The sequence below is a fragment of the Antarctobacter sp. genome, from assembly GCF_034670325.1.
In the GTDB taxonomy this organism is placed as follows: Bacteria; Pseudomonadota; Alphaproteobacteria; order Rhodobacterales; family Rhodobacteraceae; genus Antarctobacter.
Genome location: NZ_JAXMNR010000003.1, coordinates 329,699 through 346,323, shown reverse-complemented (window position 1 = coordinate 346,323; position 16,625 = coordinate 329,699). Strand labels below are relative to the sequence as shown.

Annotated in this window: 12 protein-coding genes; 10 read left to right on the top strand and 2 right to left on the bottom strand. The window is 63.4% G+C overall.

The genetic code is table 11. The features are described 5' to 3' along the window. Window positions 1-18: 18 nt before the first annotated feature. Window positions 19-2,043, bottom strand: a complete 2,025-nt coding sequence (locus VOI21_RS09590; RefSeq protein ID WP_323769625.1) for an NADPH-dependent 2,4-dienoyl-CoA reductase — start codon at window positions 2,041-2,043, stop codon at window positions 19-21. Between the two features lie 147 nt (window positions 2,044-2,190). Here VOI21_RS09590 and VOI21_RS09585 point away from each other — a divergent pair, with 147 nt between their 5' ends. From VOI21_RS09585 to rlmH, 6 genes are all read left to right on the top strand, one after another. Further along, entirely contained in the window at window positions 2,191-3,282 is a 1,092-nt protein-coding gene (locus VOI21_RS09585; RefSeq protein ID WP_323769624.1) for a hypothetical protein, read from the top strand. A 50-nt stretch (window positions 3,283-3,332) separates the two neighbouring features. Further along, the gene (gene deoC / locus VOI21_RS09580) at window positions 3,333-4,328 is read left to right on the top strand and encodes a deoxyribose-phosphate aldolase (protein ID WP_323769623.1); all 996 of its coding nucleotides are present in this window, start codon (window positions 3,333-3,335) and stop codon (window positions 4,326-4,328) included. Between the two features lie 4 nt (window positions 4,329-4,332). Further along, window positions 4,333-4,620, top strand: a complete 288-nt coding sequence (locus VOI21_RS09575) for a hypothetical protein (protein ID WP_323769622.1) — start codon at window positions 4,333-4,335, stop codon at window positions 4,618-4,620. Next, on the top strand, window positions 4,620-6,956 hold the full coding sequence (locus tag VOI21_RS09570) for an aldehyde dehydrogenase family protein (RefSeq protein ID WP_323769620.1): 2,337 nt from the start codon (window positions 4,620-4,622) through the stop codon (window positions 6,954-6,956). Before VOI21_RS09575 ends, VOI21_RS09570 begins: the two co-directional genes overlap by 1 nt. 294 nt (window positions 6,957-7,250) lie before the next feature. After that, a complete protein-coding gene (gene rsfS, locus VOI21_RS09565) occupies window positions 7,251-7,604 on the top strand; it encodes a ribosome silencing factor (protein WP_323769619.1) in 354 nt (117 codons plus the stop codon). 3 nt (window positions 7,605-7,607) lie between these two features. Next, complete coding sequence (gene rlmH / locus VOI21_RS09560; protein ID WP_323769618.1) at window positions 7,608-8,078, top strand: 23S rRNA (pseudouridine(1915)-N(3))-methyltransferase RlmH; 471 nt, start codon at window positions 7,608-7,610, stop codon at window positions 8,076-8,078. Between the two features lie 9 nt (window positions 8,079-8,087). On the opposite strand, the gene VOI21_RS09555 is transcribed toward rlmH, so the two are convergent. Next, window positions 8,088-8,891 carry an undecaprenyl-diphosphate phosphatase gene (locus VOI21_RS09555; protein ID WP_323769617.1) on the bottom strand — a complete coding sequence of 268 codons (804 nt, stop codon included), beginning with the start codon at window positions 8,889-8,891 and terminating at the stop codon, window positions 8,088-8,090. A gap of 226 nt (window positions 8,892-9,117) precedes the next feature. Here VOI21_RS09555 and VOI21_RS09550 point away from each other — a divergent pair, with 226 nt between their 5' ends. The 4 genes from VOI21_RS09550 (at window position 9,118) to gltB (ending at window position 16,502) form a co-directional block, all read left to right on the top strand. Next, on the top strand, window positions 9,118-10,554 hold the full coding sequence (locus VOI21_RS09550; protein ID WP_323769616.1) for an NAD(P)-dependent oxidoreductase: 1,437 nt from the start codon (window positions 9,118-9,120) through the stop codon (window positions 10,552-10,554). A 143-nt stretch (window positions 10,555-10,697) separates the two neighbouring features. Then, window positions 10,698-11,426, top strand: coding sequence for a hypothetical protein (locus tag VOI21_RS09545; RefSeq protein ID WP_323769615.1), 729 nt, complete (start codon window positions 10,698-10,700; stop codon window positions 11,424-11,426). Beyond that, window positions 11,423-11,872, top strand: coding sequence for a GFA family protein (locus tag VOI21_RS09540; RefSeq protein WP_323769614.1), 450 nt, complete (start codon window positions 11,423-11,425; stop codon window positions 11,870-11,872). The genes VOI21_RS09545 and VOI21_RS09540 overlap by 4 nt, the downstream gene beginning before the upstream one ends. Before the next feature lie 94 nt (window positions 11,873-11,966). Further along, window positions 11,967-16,502 carry a glutamate synthase large subunit gene (gene gltB, locus VOI21_RS09535; protein ID WP_323769613.1) on the top strand — a complete coding sequence of 1,512 codons (4,536 nt, stop codon included), beginning with the start codon at window positions 11,967-11,969 and terminating at the stop codon, window positions 16,500-16,502. Window positions 16,503-16,625: the final 123 nt, after the last annotated feature.

The window sequence follows — 16,625 nt, the reverse complement described above, 5'->3', positions numbered from 1 at the left end:
TATCCCGCCCGGACAGGGTTACAGCGCGGCGGCAAGGCGCGTACCCTGATCAATCGCCCGCTTGGCATCCAGTTCAGAGGCCACATCCGCCCCGCCGATCACATGGGTCTCAACGCCCTTTTCGATCAACGCATCGGCCAGCGACCGTTCACTGACCTGTCCGGCGCACAGCACCACGGTGTCGCAGGCAATCACCTCGGGGCGCTCGCGCGTCTCGCCATAGCTGACGTGCAGGCCCGCGTCGTCGATCCGCTCATAGTTGACACCGCTGCGCATATCGACGCCTTTCATCTTGAGCGCGGCCCGGTGAATCCAGCCCGTTGTCTTGCCCAGACGTTTGCCCGGACGCTCTGCCTTGCGCTGTAGCAGCACCACATCGCGCTCTGCCGCGTCCGGTTGCGGTCCTTCGGGGGCAAGGCCAGACCGTGCCTCGGCCGGGTCGGTGACGCCCCATTCGCGCAGCCAGTCGGGCAGGCTTTCGGTCGGGCTGTCGCCGGTCACAAGGAACTCGGCCACGTCGAACCCGATGCCGCCCGCACCAATCACGGCCACGCGTTTGCCCACCTCGGCCCCGTGGCGCAGCACGTCGATGTAGCCTTTGACCGATGGGTGATCCTGACCGGGGATCTGCGGATCACGCGGCAGCACGCCGGTTGCGACGACAACGGAATCAAAGCCTGCCAGTGCCTCCGGCGTCGCCTCTGTCCCAAGGCGCAGGGTAACGCCGGCCTCTTGAACCATGGCAGCGAACCAGTCGACGAGACCGAAAAACTCTTCCTTGCCCGGCACCTGCTTGGCCATGTTCAGTTGACCGCCGATCTGGTCAGCCTTGTCGAACAGCGTCACGTCATGCCCCCGCTCTGCCGCCGTGATCGCCGCCGACAAGCCCGCAGGCCCGGCACCCACCACCGCCACGCGACGCGGCGCATCGGTCCTCTCCACCACCAATTCCGTCTCGAACCCCGCCTTGGGGTTGACCAGACAGCTGGAGACTTTGCCCGCAAAGGTGTGGTCAAGGCAGGCCTGATTGCAGGCAATACAGGGCGCGATCAGATGCGACTTGCCGCCCGCCGCCTTGGCCACGAAATCCGGATCGGCAAGGAAAGGCCGCGCAAGGCTGACCATATCGGCGCACCCCTCGGCCAGCACCTGTTCCGCCACCTGAGGCGTGTTGATCCGGTTCGAGGTGATCAGCGGAATGCCCACCTTGCCCATCAGTTTCTGCGTCACCCATGCAAAGGCGCGGCGCGGAACGCTGGTGGCGATGGTGGGAATACGCGCCTCGTGCCAGCCAATGCCGGTGTTGATGATCGTGGCCCCTGCCGCTTCAACGGCCTGTGCCAAGGTCACAACTTCTTCAAAGGTCGAGCCATCGGGGATCAGGTCGATCATCGACAGCCGGTAGATCACGATAAAATCGTCACCCACGGCCGCCCGCACCCGGCGCACCACCTCGACCGGCAAACGCATCCGGTTTTCATAGGACCCGCCCCACCGGTCCGTCCGTTTGTTGGTGTGCGTAACAAGGAACTGGTTGAGGAAATACCCCTCAGACCCCATCACCTCGACCCCGTCATAACCGGCCTCACGCGCCCGCACGGCGGAGGTGACGATATCCGCGATCTGCTTTTCGATCCCCTCTTCGTCCAGTTCCTTGGGCGGAAAGGGAGAGATCGGCGATTTGACCGGAGAGGGCGCGACACATTCCGGCCCATAGGCATAGCGCCCCGCGTGTAGAATCTGCATCGCGATTTTGCCGCCTGCCTCGTGGACGCGATCCGTCACCATCTGGTGATTGGCGATGTCCTGCGGCGTAAACAGCCCCGCCGCCCCCGGAAACACCCCGCCTTCGCGGTTGGGAGCCATGCCGCCCGTCACCATCAGACCGACATCGCCGCGCGCCCGCGTGGCGTAAAATTCTGCCACCCGGTTCCAATCCCCCCGCTCTTCGAGGTTGGTGTGCATCGACCCCATCAGCACGCGGTTCTTCAACGTGGTAAAGCCGAGGTCGAGCGGGCGCAAAAGATGCGGATATTCGGTCATGGTGTCCTCCCGGTTCCTTGGTCGCCACCTCACAGCATGGCGGTTACGCTGTCACGATCTACGTCACGTCATCGCATCGGGACGATCCGTGCTTTACCCGATGCCATTGGTGGTCTAGCGATCTTGCCGCAAAGCGGGGACCACAAAATGAGCGATTTTGCCACCCTTGGCCTGAATGGTAGCGGCCTGACCCGCGCCCCGCGTGTGCGACCCGCCAAACGCGCCGAGGGGTATCTTGACCGCTTTGACGCAACAACCCTCTGGCTGGATGCCATCTGGCATGACGGCGCGGTGGTGCTGATCTGCCCGCGCCTGAACAACCTCAAACGCGCCATCGCGGCAGCGCGGTTCAGCGTGGACGGCACAGAGGTCCGCCCAAGGTTCACTCGCTATTATCGCCACACCTTGATCCGCCTGCCCGCAGAAACACGTCCGGCATCCGTCGCCGTAAAAATCGGTGACTGGCACGCAGAGACGGTCGTCAATGGCCCCGACACACGCCTTGACGGGGGCAACGTCCTGATGACCCTGTCCAAGGACAATCACCCCGACTGGGTAGAGGACTGGGGCCGCTTTCACATCGCACAGCACGGTGCCGATGCGGTGCTGTTTGTCGACAACGGGTCGCAGACATGGGGACCGGACCAGATCCGCCCCGCGCTGGAACGGGCCGGGTTTCGGACCATCGTTTTGCTCTCGACCCCGCTGCGCTACGGCCCACGCGGGCTGCCCCCCTTTCTCAACACCGAATTGTTCCTGCAAACCGGCGTGCTGAACGCCTTGCAATTTCGGTTCCTGCAAGGCGCGCGTGCGGTGCTGAACTGCGACGTGGACGAACTGGTCATGACGCCGGGGCGCTCTGTCTTTGATGCGGCGGTCGCCAGCCGACAAGGTTTTGTCAGCTTTCCCGGCCGCTGGGTCCATCCCGCGCCCGACGACGATGGCTGGCCCGCGCACGCCCGGCACACGCATCGCGATGACCCGCTCAAGTCCTGCCCGTCCAAATGGTGCGTCGTCCCCAGCGGGTCGCTCAAGGGCTATCAGTGGCGCGCGCACGGGTTGGAACGGCTGCCCTTTGCCGGTCGGTTTCAGGCGCACAACGCGTGGTTCTACCACTGTCGCAACATCACCAACGGCTGGAAATCGCTGAAGCGCACGCAGGTTCGAGGCGGCACCGTCCCAGACAGAGAACTGCAGGAGGCCTTGGCAGAGGCGGCCCTGCCTCAGCGTTCCGCTTGAAATGGTCCGCCAGCGGGGGCAGGTATATACGACATGACATTGGAGGCGACATGACCACCGGCACCGCCCAGACAGACAAGACCGCGCATCTGCCGCAGGTCCACGAGGCGCGCAACCCAGGCATGGCGCTGGATATGGACTGGGTCCGGGCGGCCCGCGCCAACCGGTCGGCGATTGAGCGCCGCGCCGCCACCCTGCCCGGCAGGCGTTCTGTCAAAAAGGACTATCAGGCCGCATGGCTGGCCCGCGCCATTTCCTGCATCGATCTGACCACGCTGGCGGGCGACGACACCCCCGGCCGCGTCGCCCGCCTGTGCGCCAAGGCGCGCCAGCCCGTCCGCGCCGACCTGCTAGAGGCGTTGGGACTGGAGGGGCTGACCGTCGGCGCCGTCTGCGTCTACCACGACATGATCGCCCCCGCCGTCACCGCGCTGGAAGGATCGGGTATCCCCGTGGCCGCCGTCTCGACCGGGTTTCCGGCGGGGCTGTCGCCGTTCCACCTGCGGGTGGCAGAGATCGAGGAAAGCGTAAAGGCGGGCGCACAAGAGATCGATATCGTGATCTCTCGCCGCCTCGTCCTGCGCGACGACTGGCAGGGGTTATATCAAGAGATGTGCGCCTTTCGCGCCGCCTGCGGCGAGGCGCACGTCAAGGCGATCCTCGCCACCGGAGAGCTGGGCACCTTGCAGAACGTGGCGCGTGCGTCGTTGGTTTGCATGATGGCGGGGGCGGATTTCATCAAGACCTCAACCGGCAAGGAGTCAGTCAACGCCACCCTGCCCGTCAGTCTGGTGATGATGCGTGCGATCCGCGAATACCATGACCGCACCGGCTATCGCGTCGGCTACAAACCCGCTGGCGGTATCTCCAAAGCCAAGGACTCTCTGGTCTACCTTGCGATGATCAAAGAGGAACTGGGGGACCGCTGGCTGCGCCCGGACCTGTTCCGCTTTGGCGCGTCCTCCCTGCTGGGCGATATCGAACGGCAGCTGGAACACCATGTGACCGGGGCCTATTCGGCGTCCTGGCGGCACGCGATAGGCTAGACCGATGCAGATGACGCCGGAATGGTCCTTGATGATGGTGGCGATCTTCCTTGTGATGGGGTCCGCCAATTGGCGACGTCGCCGCCTACGACGGGCGACGCGCGATCTGCCGACGCGGCTGTTTCGGCAGCTTGGGCCAGAACCGGAGTTTCTGCCGCCCGAGGATATTCCCGACGAGTTGCAGGGATACGCCGCGCTGCACAAGCGCAGCCTGCGGGTCCAACATGGGGTCTGGCTGCTGGCGCTAATCTGGATGGGCTGGGTGGTCCTCCTCGGAATGGGACTACTGTGATGACCGTAAAAGAGATCTTTGAGACCATGGATTATGGCCCCGCCCCCGAAAGCGCCGGGGATGCGCTGGCATGGATCGTCGATCAGGGTTCGCGCTTTGGGCATTTCATTGATGGCACATTCACGCAACCCGGAACCGGATTCGACAGCCGCAACCCGGCGACGGGTGAGGTGCTGGCCACCCTGACGCAGGCCACGCAGGCCGATGTGGACGCAGCCGTTGCCGCCGCCCGCAAGGCGCAGCCCAAATGGGAAAAGCTGGGGGGACCGGGGCGGGCCCGCTATTTGTATGCACTGGCGCGGCTGTTGCAGAAACACGCGCGCCTGTTTGCCGTTCTGGAAACCCTAGACAACGGCAAACCGATCCGTGAAAGCCGCGACATCGACATTCCGCTGGCGCAGCGGCATTTCTACTATCACGCGGGCATGGCGCAACTGATGGACAGCGAATTGCCCGACGCCCGCGCGCTGGGTGTCTGCGGGCAGATCGTGCCGTGGAACTTCCCCCTGCTGATGCTGGCGTGGAAGATCGCACCGGCGCTGGCCATGGGCAACACTGTTGTCCTGAAACCGGCCGAGTGGACTTCGCTGACGGCGCTGCTGTTTGCCGACATTTGCCAGCAGGCCGGGCTGCCCAAAGGCGTGGTCAACATCGTCACCGGCGACGGCGCGGTGGGTGAGATGATCGTTGGTGCCCAAATGGACAAGATCGCCTTTACCGGCTCGACAGAGGTGGGTCGCAAGATCCGGCAGGCCACCGCCGGGCGAGCCATGTCCCTGACGCTGGAGCTGGGTGGCAAATCTCCCTACATCGTGTTCGAAGACGCGGATATCGACAGCGCGATTGAGGGGCTGGTGGACGCCATCTGGTTCAATCAGGGGCAGGTCTGCTGCGCCGGGTCGCGCCTGCTGGTGCAGGAAGGCATTGCCGACACCTTTCATGAACGCCTGCGCACCCGCATGGACAAGCTGCGCATTGGCAACCCGCTGGATAAATGCATCGACGTTGGCGCGCTGGTCGACCCCGAACAACTGCGCCGGGTCGAGGCGCTGGTGTCTGGTTCTGACGGCACGATCTACCGGGCCAACTGTGACCTGCCAGAGGGCTGTTACTATCCGCCGACGCTGATCTCTGGCCTCTCTGCGGCCTCGCCTCTGATGCAGGAAGAAATCTTTGGCCCTGTGCTGGTGTCCACCACCTTCCGCACCCCGTCCGAGGCGGTCGAAGTTGCCAACAACACGCGCTACGGCCTTGCGGCCAGCCTGTGGTCCGAGAACATCAACACCGCGCTGGACATAGCCCCGCAACTGGTGGCGGGCTTGGTCTGGGTCAACGGCACCAACATGTTCGACGCCGCTGCCGGGTTTGGCGGGGTCCGCGAAAGCGGCTTTGGCCGCGAAGGCGGATGGGAGGGCCTGCGCGCCTACATCCGCACAGGCGACAAACCCAAACCGCAAAAGCAGATCACCCCGTTTACCGGCGACAGCGCCGAACCGCAGCCCGTGGACCGCACCGCCAAGCTGTATATCGGCGGCAAGCAGGCGCGCCCCGACGGCGGCTATGCGCGCCATGTCTTTGACACCAAGGGCACGCTGATCGGTCAGGCCCCCATCGCCAACCGAAAGGACATCCGCAACGCGGTCGAGGCGGCGCGCGCCGCTGGCGGCTGGGCCAAGGCCACGGCCCACAACCGCGCGCAGGTGCTGTACTATATCGGTGAGAACCTGTCCGCCCGCGCAAGCGAATTTGCCACGCTGATCGACCGGCTGACCGGCGGCAAGACCGGCAAGGCAGAGGTCGAGACGGCGGTGAACCGCTTGTTCACCTATGCCGCCTGGGCGGACAAATTCGATGGCGACGTGCGCAGCGTGCCGCTGCGCGGCGTGGCGCTGGCGATGAACGAACCCTGCGGCGTGATCGGCGCGCTGTGCCCGGATGAGGCCCCGCTGATGGGCCTGATCTCTGTCATGGCTCCGGCCATCGCGATGGGCAACCGCGTGGTGCTTGTCGCGTCTGACCCCTTCCCTCTGGCGGCGCTGGAGTTCTATCAGGTGCTGGAAACCTCCGACGTGCCGGGCGGCGTGGTGAACATCCTCACCGGCTCTCACGCGGAGCTGGCCCCGACGCTGGCCACACATATGGATGTCGAAGCGGTGTGGAGCTTTTCGTCCACCGACCTTGCGCAGGTCATCGAAAACGGCGCTGCGGGCAATCTGAAACGCACATGGGTCAACAACGGTCAGGCACGCGACTGGCACGGACCGGCGGGCGAAGGGCGCGGCTTTCTAGAGGCCGCAACAGAGGTCAAGACGGTCTGGGTACCCTACGGGGCCTAAGGATTTATGCAAAAAACCGGGGTGCACCGACGCTTGAAATCCGCGCCCCCCGCGCCCATGTCGATGCCTCGACAAAGTCATCCAGCCCCCGGAATGCTGAAGCGCGCGGCAGATTGCGCACATGGCGACGCCCCGCCGACGCCTTGACATTGAGAATTTACATTCGGGATGCTATCTTTATGACACGGCTTGGCGTCCGGGCATTGGGCGCGTGCAAAGACAAAGGAGGACATTGTCCTGTCTTCGACGACACTTGCGGCACATGCCGCTGATCACGGCCGGGGAATCTCGGCCATGGCGCAGAGCCTCCCGACCGCAGAGACACTTCTCGCGGCGGTGCTCGAAACCCTCTCTGATTTCAAGGCCGAGGATATCGTGCAGATTGACCTGCGCGGTAAAACCGCCGTTTGCGATTACATGGTGATCGCGTCGGGCCGGTCGTCGCGTCAGGTGGCGGCACTGTCAGAGAATTTGGCCGATAAACTCAAACAGGACCATGGCGTGCTCTCGACACTTGAGGGCAAAGGCACAGGGGACTGGGTGCTGATTGATGCGGGTGACGTGGTGATTCACGTGTTCCGTCCCGAGGTGCGTGAGTTCTATCAGCTTGAAAAGATGTGGGCACCGATGACGGCCGCTCAGGCCTGACTGGTGCGCCTGCATCTGTGCGTGGTTGGCCGGCTCCGCAAGGGGCCGGAAAAGGCGCTTATTGACGACTACATTACCCGATTCGACCGAACGGGCCGGGCGTTTGGCCTTGGCCCTGCGCAGGTGACAGAGGTCGAGGACCGCAAGGGCGGCGGTATGAGCGCCGAGGCCGCCCTGCTTCGGCGCGCGATCCCCTCCGGGGCGCGGATTTGCGCGCTGGATGAACGCGGGCAAACTTGGTCTTCGCCTGAATTTTCGCAAAAACTGGCGGGCTGGCGCGACACCGGCACACAGGATCTGGCATTGATCATCGGCGGGGCGGACGGGATCGACCCTGCCCTGCGGGCAGAGGCGCAGGATCTGATGTCCTTCGGGCCGATGGTCTGGCCGCATATGCTGGTGCGGGTCATGCTGGCCGAACAACTGTACCGCGCGGCCTCGATCCTTGCGGGCGCGCCCTATCACCGGGTCTGACGCACGGCCTCAGCGATAGGCGATCCACAGCAGGACGACCCCAAGGATAACCCGGTAGATCACGTAAGGCGTGAAACTGACCGACCGCAACAAGCGCATCATTAGCCAGAGCGCCCCCAGCGCCGAGGCAGAAGCCAGCACCGCCGCAATCGCTCCGTCGCGCGCGGCCTGCGCGTCCGCCGTGGTGATCACTTCGGCCCCAAGCAAGACGGCGGAGGCGATGATGGTCGGAATCGACATGAGCATCGCCAGTTTCGCGCCATCGTGACGGTTGTAGCCCAACTGTCGCGCCGCCGTGATCGTGATGCCGGACCGGGACGTGCCCGGGATCAGCGCCACGGCCTGCCACATTCCCATGATGACCGCATCCCGCAGGTTCCAGTCCGTTTCGTCCTTGGTTTGTGCGCCCCGCATGTCGGCCCAATACAGCACAAGACCGAAGATCAGCATGGTCCACCCGATCACCGCGATCGAGCGGAGCATGTCATCGAGGCCCGTCAGTTTCAGCGCAAGACCGACAACGATCACCGGGATCGTCGCGACAAGCAGCAGAAAGGCCAACCGAGCGCCCGGTGTGTCGATCCGCCCAGTGGCAAGGCGCAAGGTGCCCACCGCCGCGTCTTTCACGTCAGACCGGAAATACAGGATCACGGCGAAGAGCGTGCCAAGGTGTACGGCGACGTCGATCACCTGCCCCTGATCTTGCATCCCGGTAAGATTCGGCAAGAGAATCAGGTGACCTGAGGAAGAAATGGGCAGGAACTCGGTAACCCCTTGGATCAGGGCGAGAATCAGGAGTTGCGTGAATGGCATTATCAGGGTCCAATCCGTGTCATAGGCATCGGTATAACCCCTTGTTTCAGAGGAGAAAGAGCCGATTTAGTTCCGAAATGGTCATAAATTCACCTGTGCGGCCGACGGTTTTTGCCGTAAAACCGAAAAGAAAGATAATATAGGTCAGTCTTTCTGACTTTTATTCTCGTGGCAGCTTTTGTAAAAGGCCCGGACTGACGTGAGATCACCTGAAAAGGGATATGGAATGGCCAAGCAGCCGATGCTGAAATTTGTCGATGTCGCGCGCGAAATGCCCGCCAAGCGGGACGCCTCGGTCCGTCGCACCGACTTTGACGAGATCTATGCAGAATACGCCGACGCCAAGGCCAAAGAGCAATCCGCCCGGTGCAGCCAATGTGGCGTGCCCTATTGCCAAAGCCATTGCCCGCTGCACAACAACATTCCCGACTGGCTGCGCCTGACCGCGACGGGTCGTCTGGAAGAAGCCTACGAGGTCAGTCAGGCCACCAACACCTTCCCCGAGATTTGTGGCCGCATCTGCCCGCAGGACCGCCTGTGCGAAGGCAACTGCGTGATCGAACAGTCGGGCCACGGCACCGTGACCATCGGCTCGGTCGAGAAATACATCACCGACACCGCTTGGGAAAAGGGCTGGGTCAAGCCGATCACTCCGGCACAAGAGCGGACCGAAAGCGTCGGCATCATCGGGGCCGGCCCCGGCGGGCTTGCTGCCGCCGACATGCTGCGCCGCGCCGGTGTGCAGGTCACGGTCTATGACCGGTATGACCGCGCGGGCGGTCTGCTGACCTATGGCATCCCCGGCTTCAAGCTGGAAAAGGACATCGTCACACGCCGCAACGATCAGTTGGAACAAGGCGGCGTGCGCTTTGTCCTGAACTGCAACGTGGGTGAGGATCTGTCGTTCGAGGAAATCCGCGCGCAGCATGACGCGGTCATCATCGCCACCGGCGTATATAAATCGCGTGATTTGGGCGGACCGGGTGCGGGGGCCAAGGGCATCGTGCGCGCCATCGACTATCTGACCGCCTCGAACCGGGCGTCGAACTTTGGCGACAGCGTGCCGGAATTCGACAGCGGTGAACTGAACGCCAAAGACAAGAAAATCGTTGTGATCGGCGGTGGCGACACCGCGATGGACTGTGTGCGCACCGCCATCCGTCAGGGCGCGACAAGCGTCAAATGCCTGTACCGCCGCGACCGCGCCAACATGCCGGGATCGCAGCGCGAAGTGCAGAACGCCGAAGAAGAAGGTGTGCAGTTCGAATGGCTGACCGCGCCCAAAGGCTTCAAAGGGGAGCCGGTCAGCGCCGTGATCGTCGAAAAGATGCGCCTTGGCCAGCCGGACGCCACCGGTCGCCAGCGCCCCGAGGTCATCGAAGGGTCGGACTATGACGAACCCGCCGATATTGTCATCAAGGCGCTGGGGTTTGAGCCTGAAGAACTGCCGACGCTCTGGGGCTGCCCGGAACTGGAAGTGACGCGCTGGGGCACGGTGAAGGCCGAGTTCACCAGTGGCCGCACTGCCCTGCCCGGCGTCTATGCCATCGGCGACATCGTGCGCGGTGCCAGCCTCGTGGTCTGGGCGATCCGTGACGGGCGCGACTGCGTCGAAGCGGTTCTTCAGGATATGGCTGCAAAAGCAGCCGTCGCCGCGGAATAAGCCCCGGGTTTGCACAAAAGGTAGGTTTTGCGCGCATCAAAGACGCAAAGCCTGCAAAACCGGGCACCGAATTCTGGTCTGTTGCCGACGGTGTCTGGAAACTGTCAACAAGGTCGATAGGCCTGACCCGGGAGGGCGGAAAGTTGAGAGACGGGAAAACGATCATCGCCGCAATCGCGGGTCTGCCGATCCTGCTGGCGCTTGCCACTTCGGCAGCGGCACAGGTACAGGGCGGGCTGTTCACCCCGCCCGAGGGCTGCGAGACCTATATGACCGTGCAGTCGCGCAGCTGCAGCGTGACCAATCACTTCATCTGTCCCCAGATTGACCCCGACCACAGGTTCCGCGCCGATTTCGGCGAGGCAGGCCCCTATTTCTACAGCCGCATCGACAGCGATGCGCAGTGGATCGAAAGCGGCCCGCCAGAGGCCCCGGCGCGCACCCGCACCATCCCCCCGCTGACCGACCCCGGCAGCGTGTCCGAACTGATAGAAAACGGCGTGGACAGCTTTGATTTCTACCAACAGGACGACGAAGACGGCCGCACACGGGTCTCAGGGTATGACCGCATCATCGGAGAGGTCGAGATCGACGGAGAACCGCTGTACCGCACCGAATTCGAAATGACCCGCCGCGACGAAGACGGGCGCGTGATCGAACATGTGCGCGGCAAGGAATACGTCTCTGCCCGGCACAAACGGTTCTTTGCGGGCTTTGCAACGGATGTCACAGAGGACGAACGCGAAACCAACGCCCGCGACCGCAGCCCGGTGGATTTCATCTATCCCGATGAACCCGGCTTTCGCGGCACCTACCCGCGCTATGACTGCGACCTGATGAGCGGCCTGCCCTTGCCGGAGGACGCGGCATGAGCATGCGCACGGGCGGCTGCTTGTGCGGCGCGGTGCGGTTCACCGCGCGCGAGGTGCCGACTAATGTCGGTGCCTGCCACTGCGAGATGTGCCGCCGCTGGACCGGATCGGCGCTGATCGGCGTGACCGTGGCGCTGGAAAACGTGACTTGGGAAGATGAGGCTCATCTTGGCCGCATCCAGTCAAGCGACTGGGCAGAGCGCGGATTTTGCACCCGCTGCGGATCGGGCATGTTTTTCCGCGTCACGATGGACTCGGACTATTCCGGCGACATCGAACTGCCAATCGGGGTCTTTGATGACGCCGACGGGTTCGAGATGACCAATGAGATCTATATCGACATCAAACCCGACAGTTTCGCCTATGAGGGCCAGTCGGGCCACAAACTGATGACGCGGGCCGAGTGTCACGCGAAATTCGGCGTTCTGGCAGAGACCGCCGACTGAGTTAATTTCGGCAGGACGCTCTCGCAGTTGGGATCGCCGCCATGACAGAAGAAGCCGGGCCGCCGAGGCGGTCCATGAACGGAGGGCTTGAGCCATGACCAAATTCGACGCCGACTGGGTACGGGCCGAGGAAACCAAGCGTAAGTGGATGGCCGAAAACGGCATGTACCACGAGAGCGAGGAACACAGCTCTTGTGGGGTGGGTCTTGTCGTCAGCATCGACGGCAAAGCATCGCGCCGCGTGGTCGAGGCCGGGATTTCCGCGCTCAAGGCGGTCTGGCACCGGGGCGCGGTCGACGCCGATGGCAAGACCGGCGACGGCGCGGGTATCCATGTGCAGATCCCTGCCCCCTTCTTTTATGACCAGATCGGTCGCACCGGCCACACGCCTCGCAAGAATGAGCTGATGGCCGTGGGTCAGGTGTTCCTGCCGCGCACCGACTTTGGCGCGCAGGAAACCTGCCGGACCATCGTCGAGACAGAGGTCCTGCGCATGGGCCACTACATCTATGGCTGGCGCCACGTTCCGGTGAACGTCGAGGTTCTGGGCGAAAAGGCCAACGCCACGCGCCCCGAGATTGAACAGATCATCATCTCGAACGCCAAAGGCGTGGACGAAGAGACCTTTGAACGTGAGCTTTACGTGATCCGTCGGCGGATCGAAAAGGCGGCGGCAGCGGTTGGTATCGGACATCTGTATATCGCGTCGCTGTCGTGCCGGTCGATCATCTACAAGGGCATGATGCTGGCCGAGCAGGTGGCGGAATTCTATCCCGATCTGCAGGACGAACGCTTTGAAAGCGCCTTTGCCATCTACCACCAGCGCTATTCGACCAACACCTTCCCGCAGTGGTGGCTGGCCCAGCCGTTCCGGATGCTGGCCCACAACGGTGAGATCAACACGCTGAAGGGCAACGTCAACTGGATGAAAAGCCATGAGATCCGCATGGCCTCTTCGGCCTTTGGCGACATGGCAGAAGACATCAAGCCGATCGTGCCCAACGGGTCGTCCGACTCGGCGGCGCTGGATTCCGTGTTCGAGGTGCTGGTCCGCGCCGGGCGCAGCGCGCCGATGGCCAAGACCATGCTGGTGCCGGAATCGTGGTCCAAGCAGGCTGTGGAACTGCCGCAGGCTTGGCGCGACATGTATTCCTACTGCAACTCCGTGATGGAGCCGTGGGACGGCCCCGCAGCTCTGGCCATGACCGATGGCCGCTGGGTCTGTGGCGGCCTCGACCGCAACGGCCTGCGCCCGATGCGCTATGTCGTGACCGGCGACGGGCTGCTGATTGCCGGGTCCGAGATTGGTATGGTGCCGACGGATGAGGCGACAGCGCGCGAAAAAGGCGCGCTTGGGCCGGGCCAGATCATCGCCGTCGACATGAAAGAGGGCAAGCTCTACCACGACACCGAAATCAAGAACCGGCTGTCGTCCAACCAGCCGTTCGGCGACTGGGTCGAAAAGATCTCGGAACTGGACACGCCGCTGGCCGCTGTCACAGAACAGCCCCTGTTCGAGGGCGCAGAACTGCGCCGCCGCCAGATCGCGGCGGGCTACACGATGGAAGAGCTGGAGCAAATCCTTGCGCCGATGGCCGAGGACGCCAAGGAAACGCTGGCCTCGATGGGGGATGACACGCCAAGTGCCGTTCTATCCAAGAAGTATCGCCCGCTGTCGCACTACTTCCGCCAGAACTTCAGCCAGGTGACCAACCCGCCCATCGACAGCCTGCGCGAATACCGCGTGATGTCGCTCAAGACCCGGTTCGGCAACCTCAAGAATGTGCTGGACGAGGACAGCTCGCAGACCGAAATCCTTGTGCTGGACACGCCTTTCGTGGGCAACGCCCAGTTCTCGGAACTTCAGGTCCATTTCAACGCGCCCTGCGTCGAAATCGACTGTACCTTCAGCGGCGGCCCCGGTGCCCTGCGTGACGGATTGGCCCGTATCCGGGCCGAGGCAGAGGACGCGGTGCGCTCTGGCACGGGTCACCTTATCCTGACGGATGAACATTGCGGTCCCGACCGGGTCGCCATGCCGATGATCCTTGCGACCAGCGCGGTGCACAGCCACCTGACCCGCAAGGGCTTGCGCACCTTCTGCAGCATCAACGTCCGCAGCGCCGAATGCATCGACCCGCATTACTTTGCCGTGCTGATCGGCGCCGGTGCGACCATCGTGAACGCCTATCTGGCAGAGGACAGCCTTGCCGACCGCATTAAGCGCGGCCTGCTGGACATGACGCTGACAGAGGCGGTCGCCCGCTACCGCGAGGCGATTGATCAGGGCCTGCTCAAGATCATGTCCAAGATGGGCATCTCGGTCATCTCGTCCTATCGCGGCGGCCTGAACTTTGAGGCCGTGGGCCTCAGCCGTGCGATGTGCGCGGAATACTTCCCCGGCATGATCTCCCGCATCAGCGGCATCGGCGTCAGCGGCATCCAGAAAAAAGCCGAAGACGTGCATGCGCTTGGCTTTAAATCCGGCCGTGACGTGCTGCCGATTGGTGGCTTCTACAAGGCCCGCAAATCCGGTGAGACGCACGCTTGGGGCGCGCAAACCATGCACCTGTTGCAGGCCGCCTGTGACCGCGCCTCCTACGAGATGTGGAAGCAGTATTCCAAGGCGATGCAATCCAACCCGCCGATCCACCTGCGTGACCTGCTGGCGATCAAGCCGCTGGGCAAGTCGATCCCGATCGAAGAAGTGGAAAGCATCACCTCGATCCGCAAGCGGTTCGTGACCCCGGGCATGTCGCTGGGCGCGCTGTCGCCTGAGGCGCACAAAACGCTGAACGTCGCCATGAACCGCATCGGTGCGAAATCCGACAGTGGCGAGGGTGGCGAAGATCCGGCGCATTTTGTGCCCGAACCCAACGGCGACAACCCGTCGGCCAAGATCAAGCAGGTCGCCTCGGGCCGGTTCGGTGTCACCGCCGAATACCTCAACCACTGCGAAGAGCTGGAAATCAAGGTCGCGCAGGGCGCCAAGCCCGGCGAGGGCGGCCAGTTGCCCGGCATGAAGGTCACCGACCTGATCGCCCGGCTGCGCCACTCGACCAAGGGCGTGACGCTGATCTCTCCCCCGCCGCACCACGACATCTACTCGATCGAAGACCTCGCGCAGCTGATCTATGACCTCAAGCAGATCAACCCGCGCTGCAAGGTGACGGTCAAGCTGGTCGCCTCGTCCGGCGTCGGCACTATCGCGGCGGGCGTGGCCAAGGCCAAGGCCGACGTGATCCTTGTGTCCGGTCACAACGGTGGCACCGGCGCATCGCCGGCTACCAGCATCAAATACGCCGGTCTGCCGTGGGAAATGGGCCTGACAGAGGCGCATCAGGTCCTGTCGATGAACAACCTGCGCGACCGGATCACCCTGCGCACCGATGGGGGGCTCCGCACCGGGCGTGACATCGTCATGGCAGCGATGCTGGGGGCCGAGGAATACGGCATCGGCACCGCCGCGCTGATCGCCATGGGCTGCATCATGGTGCGCCAGTGCCAGTCCAACACCTGCCCGGTGGGCGTGTGCACCCAAGATCAGGCGCTGCGTGACAAGTTCACCGGCTCGGCGGACAAGGTGGTGAACCTGATCACCTTCTACGCGCAGGAAGTTCGTGAAATCCTCGCCGAAATCGGCGCGCGCAGCCTGAAAGAGGTCGTCGGTCGCGCCGACCTGCTCAGCCAGGTCTCGCGCGGGTCCGATCACCTTGACGATCTTGATCTCAACCCGCTGCTGATCCGCGTCGATGGCTCCGATGACATCGTCTACGACCGCGCCAAGCCGCGCAATGAGGTGCCTGACACGCTGGACGCAGAAATCGTGCGCGACGCCGCCCGCTTCCTGCAAGACGGCGAAAAGATGCAATTGTCCTACGCGGTGATGAACACCCACCGCACCGTGGGCACGCGGATTTCCAGCCACATCGTGCAGAAATTCGGGATGCGCAACGCGTTGCAGCCCGACCACCTGCACGTCAAGCTGACCGGCTCTGCCGGGCAGTCGCTGGGCGCCTTCGCCGCTCCGGGGCTCAAGCTGGAGGTATCCGGTGACGCCAACGACTACGTCGGCAAGGGCCTGTCCGGCGGTCTGATCGTCGTGCGCCCGCCGCTGGTCTCGCCGCTTGTCGCGTCTGAGAACACCATCATCGGCAACACCGTCCTTTACGGTGCCACCGACGGGCATCTCTTTGCCTGCGGTCGCGCGGGTGAACGCTTCGCAGTGCGCAACTCGGGCGCAACGGTGGTGGTCGAGGGCTGCGGCTCCAACGGATGTGAGTACATGACCGGAGGTGTGGCGGTGATCCTCGGCAGCATCGGGGCCAACTTTGGCGCCGGGATGACCGGCGGCATGGCCTATATCTATGATCCGGATGGCACCGCCTCGTCGATGATGAACATGGAGGGGCTGGTTACCTGCCCCGTCACCGTCACCGCTTGGGAAGACCAGCTGAAAGGCCTGATCACCCGCCACGTCGAGGAAACCGGTAGCCGCAAGGCAACCGATATCCTGCAGAACTGGGATCTGGAAAAGGCACATTTCATGCAGGTCTGCCCGAAAGAAATGCTGGACAAGATCCCGCACCCGCTGGGCATTGAAGGCGATCTGGCCGTTCCCGCCGAATAGACCGCTCTGCACAGATCCACCAAAAGGCCCGGTCACGCGACCGGGCCTTTTGCGTCTCCACCGGACCGGGCGCGCCGCCCCCATGTTTCTTCTGTCCGAAAATATCCCGGGGAGCGCGAGGGG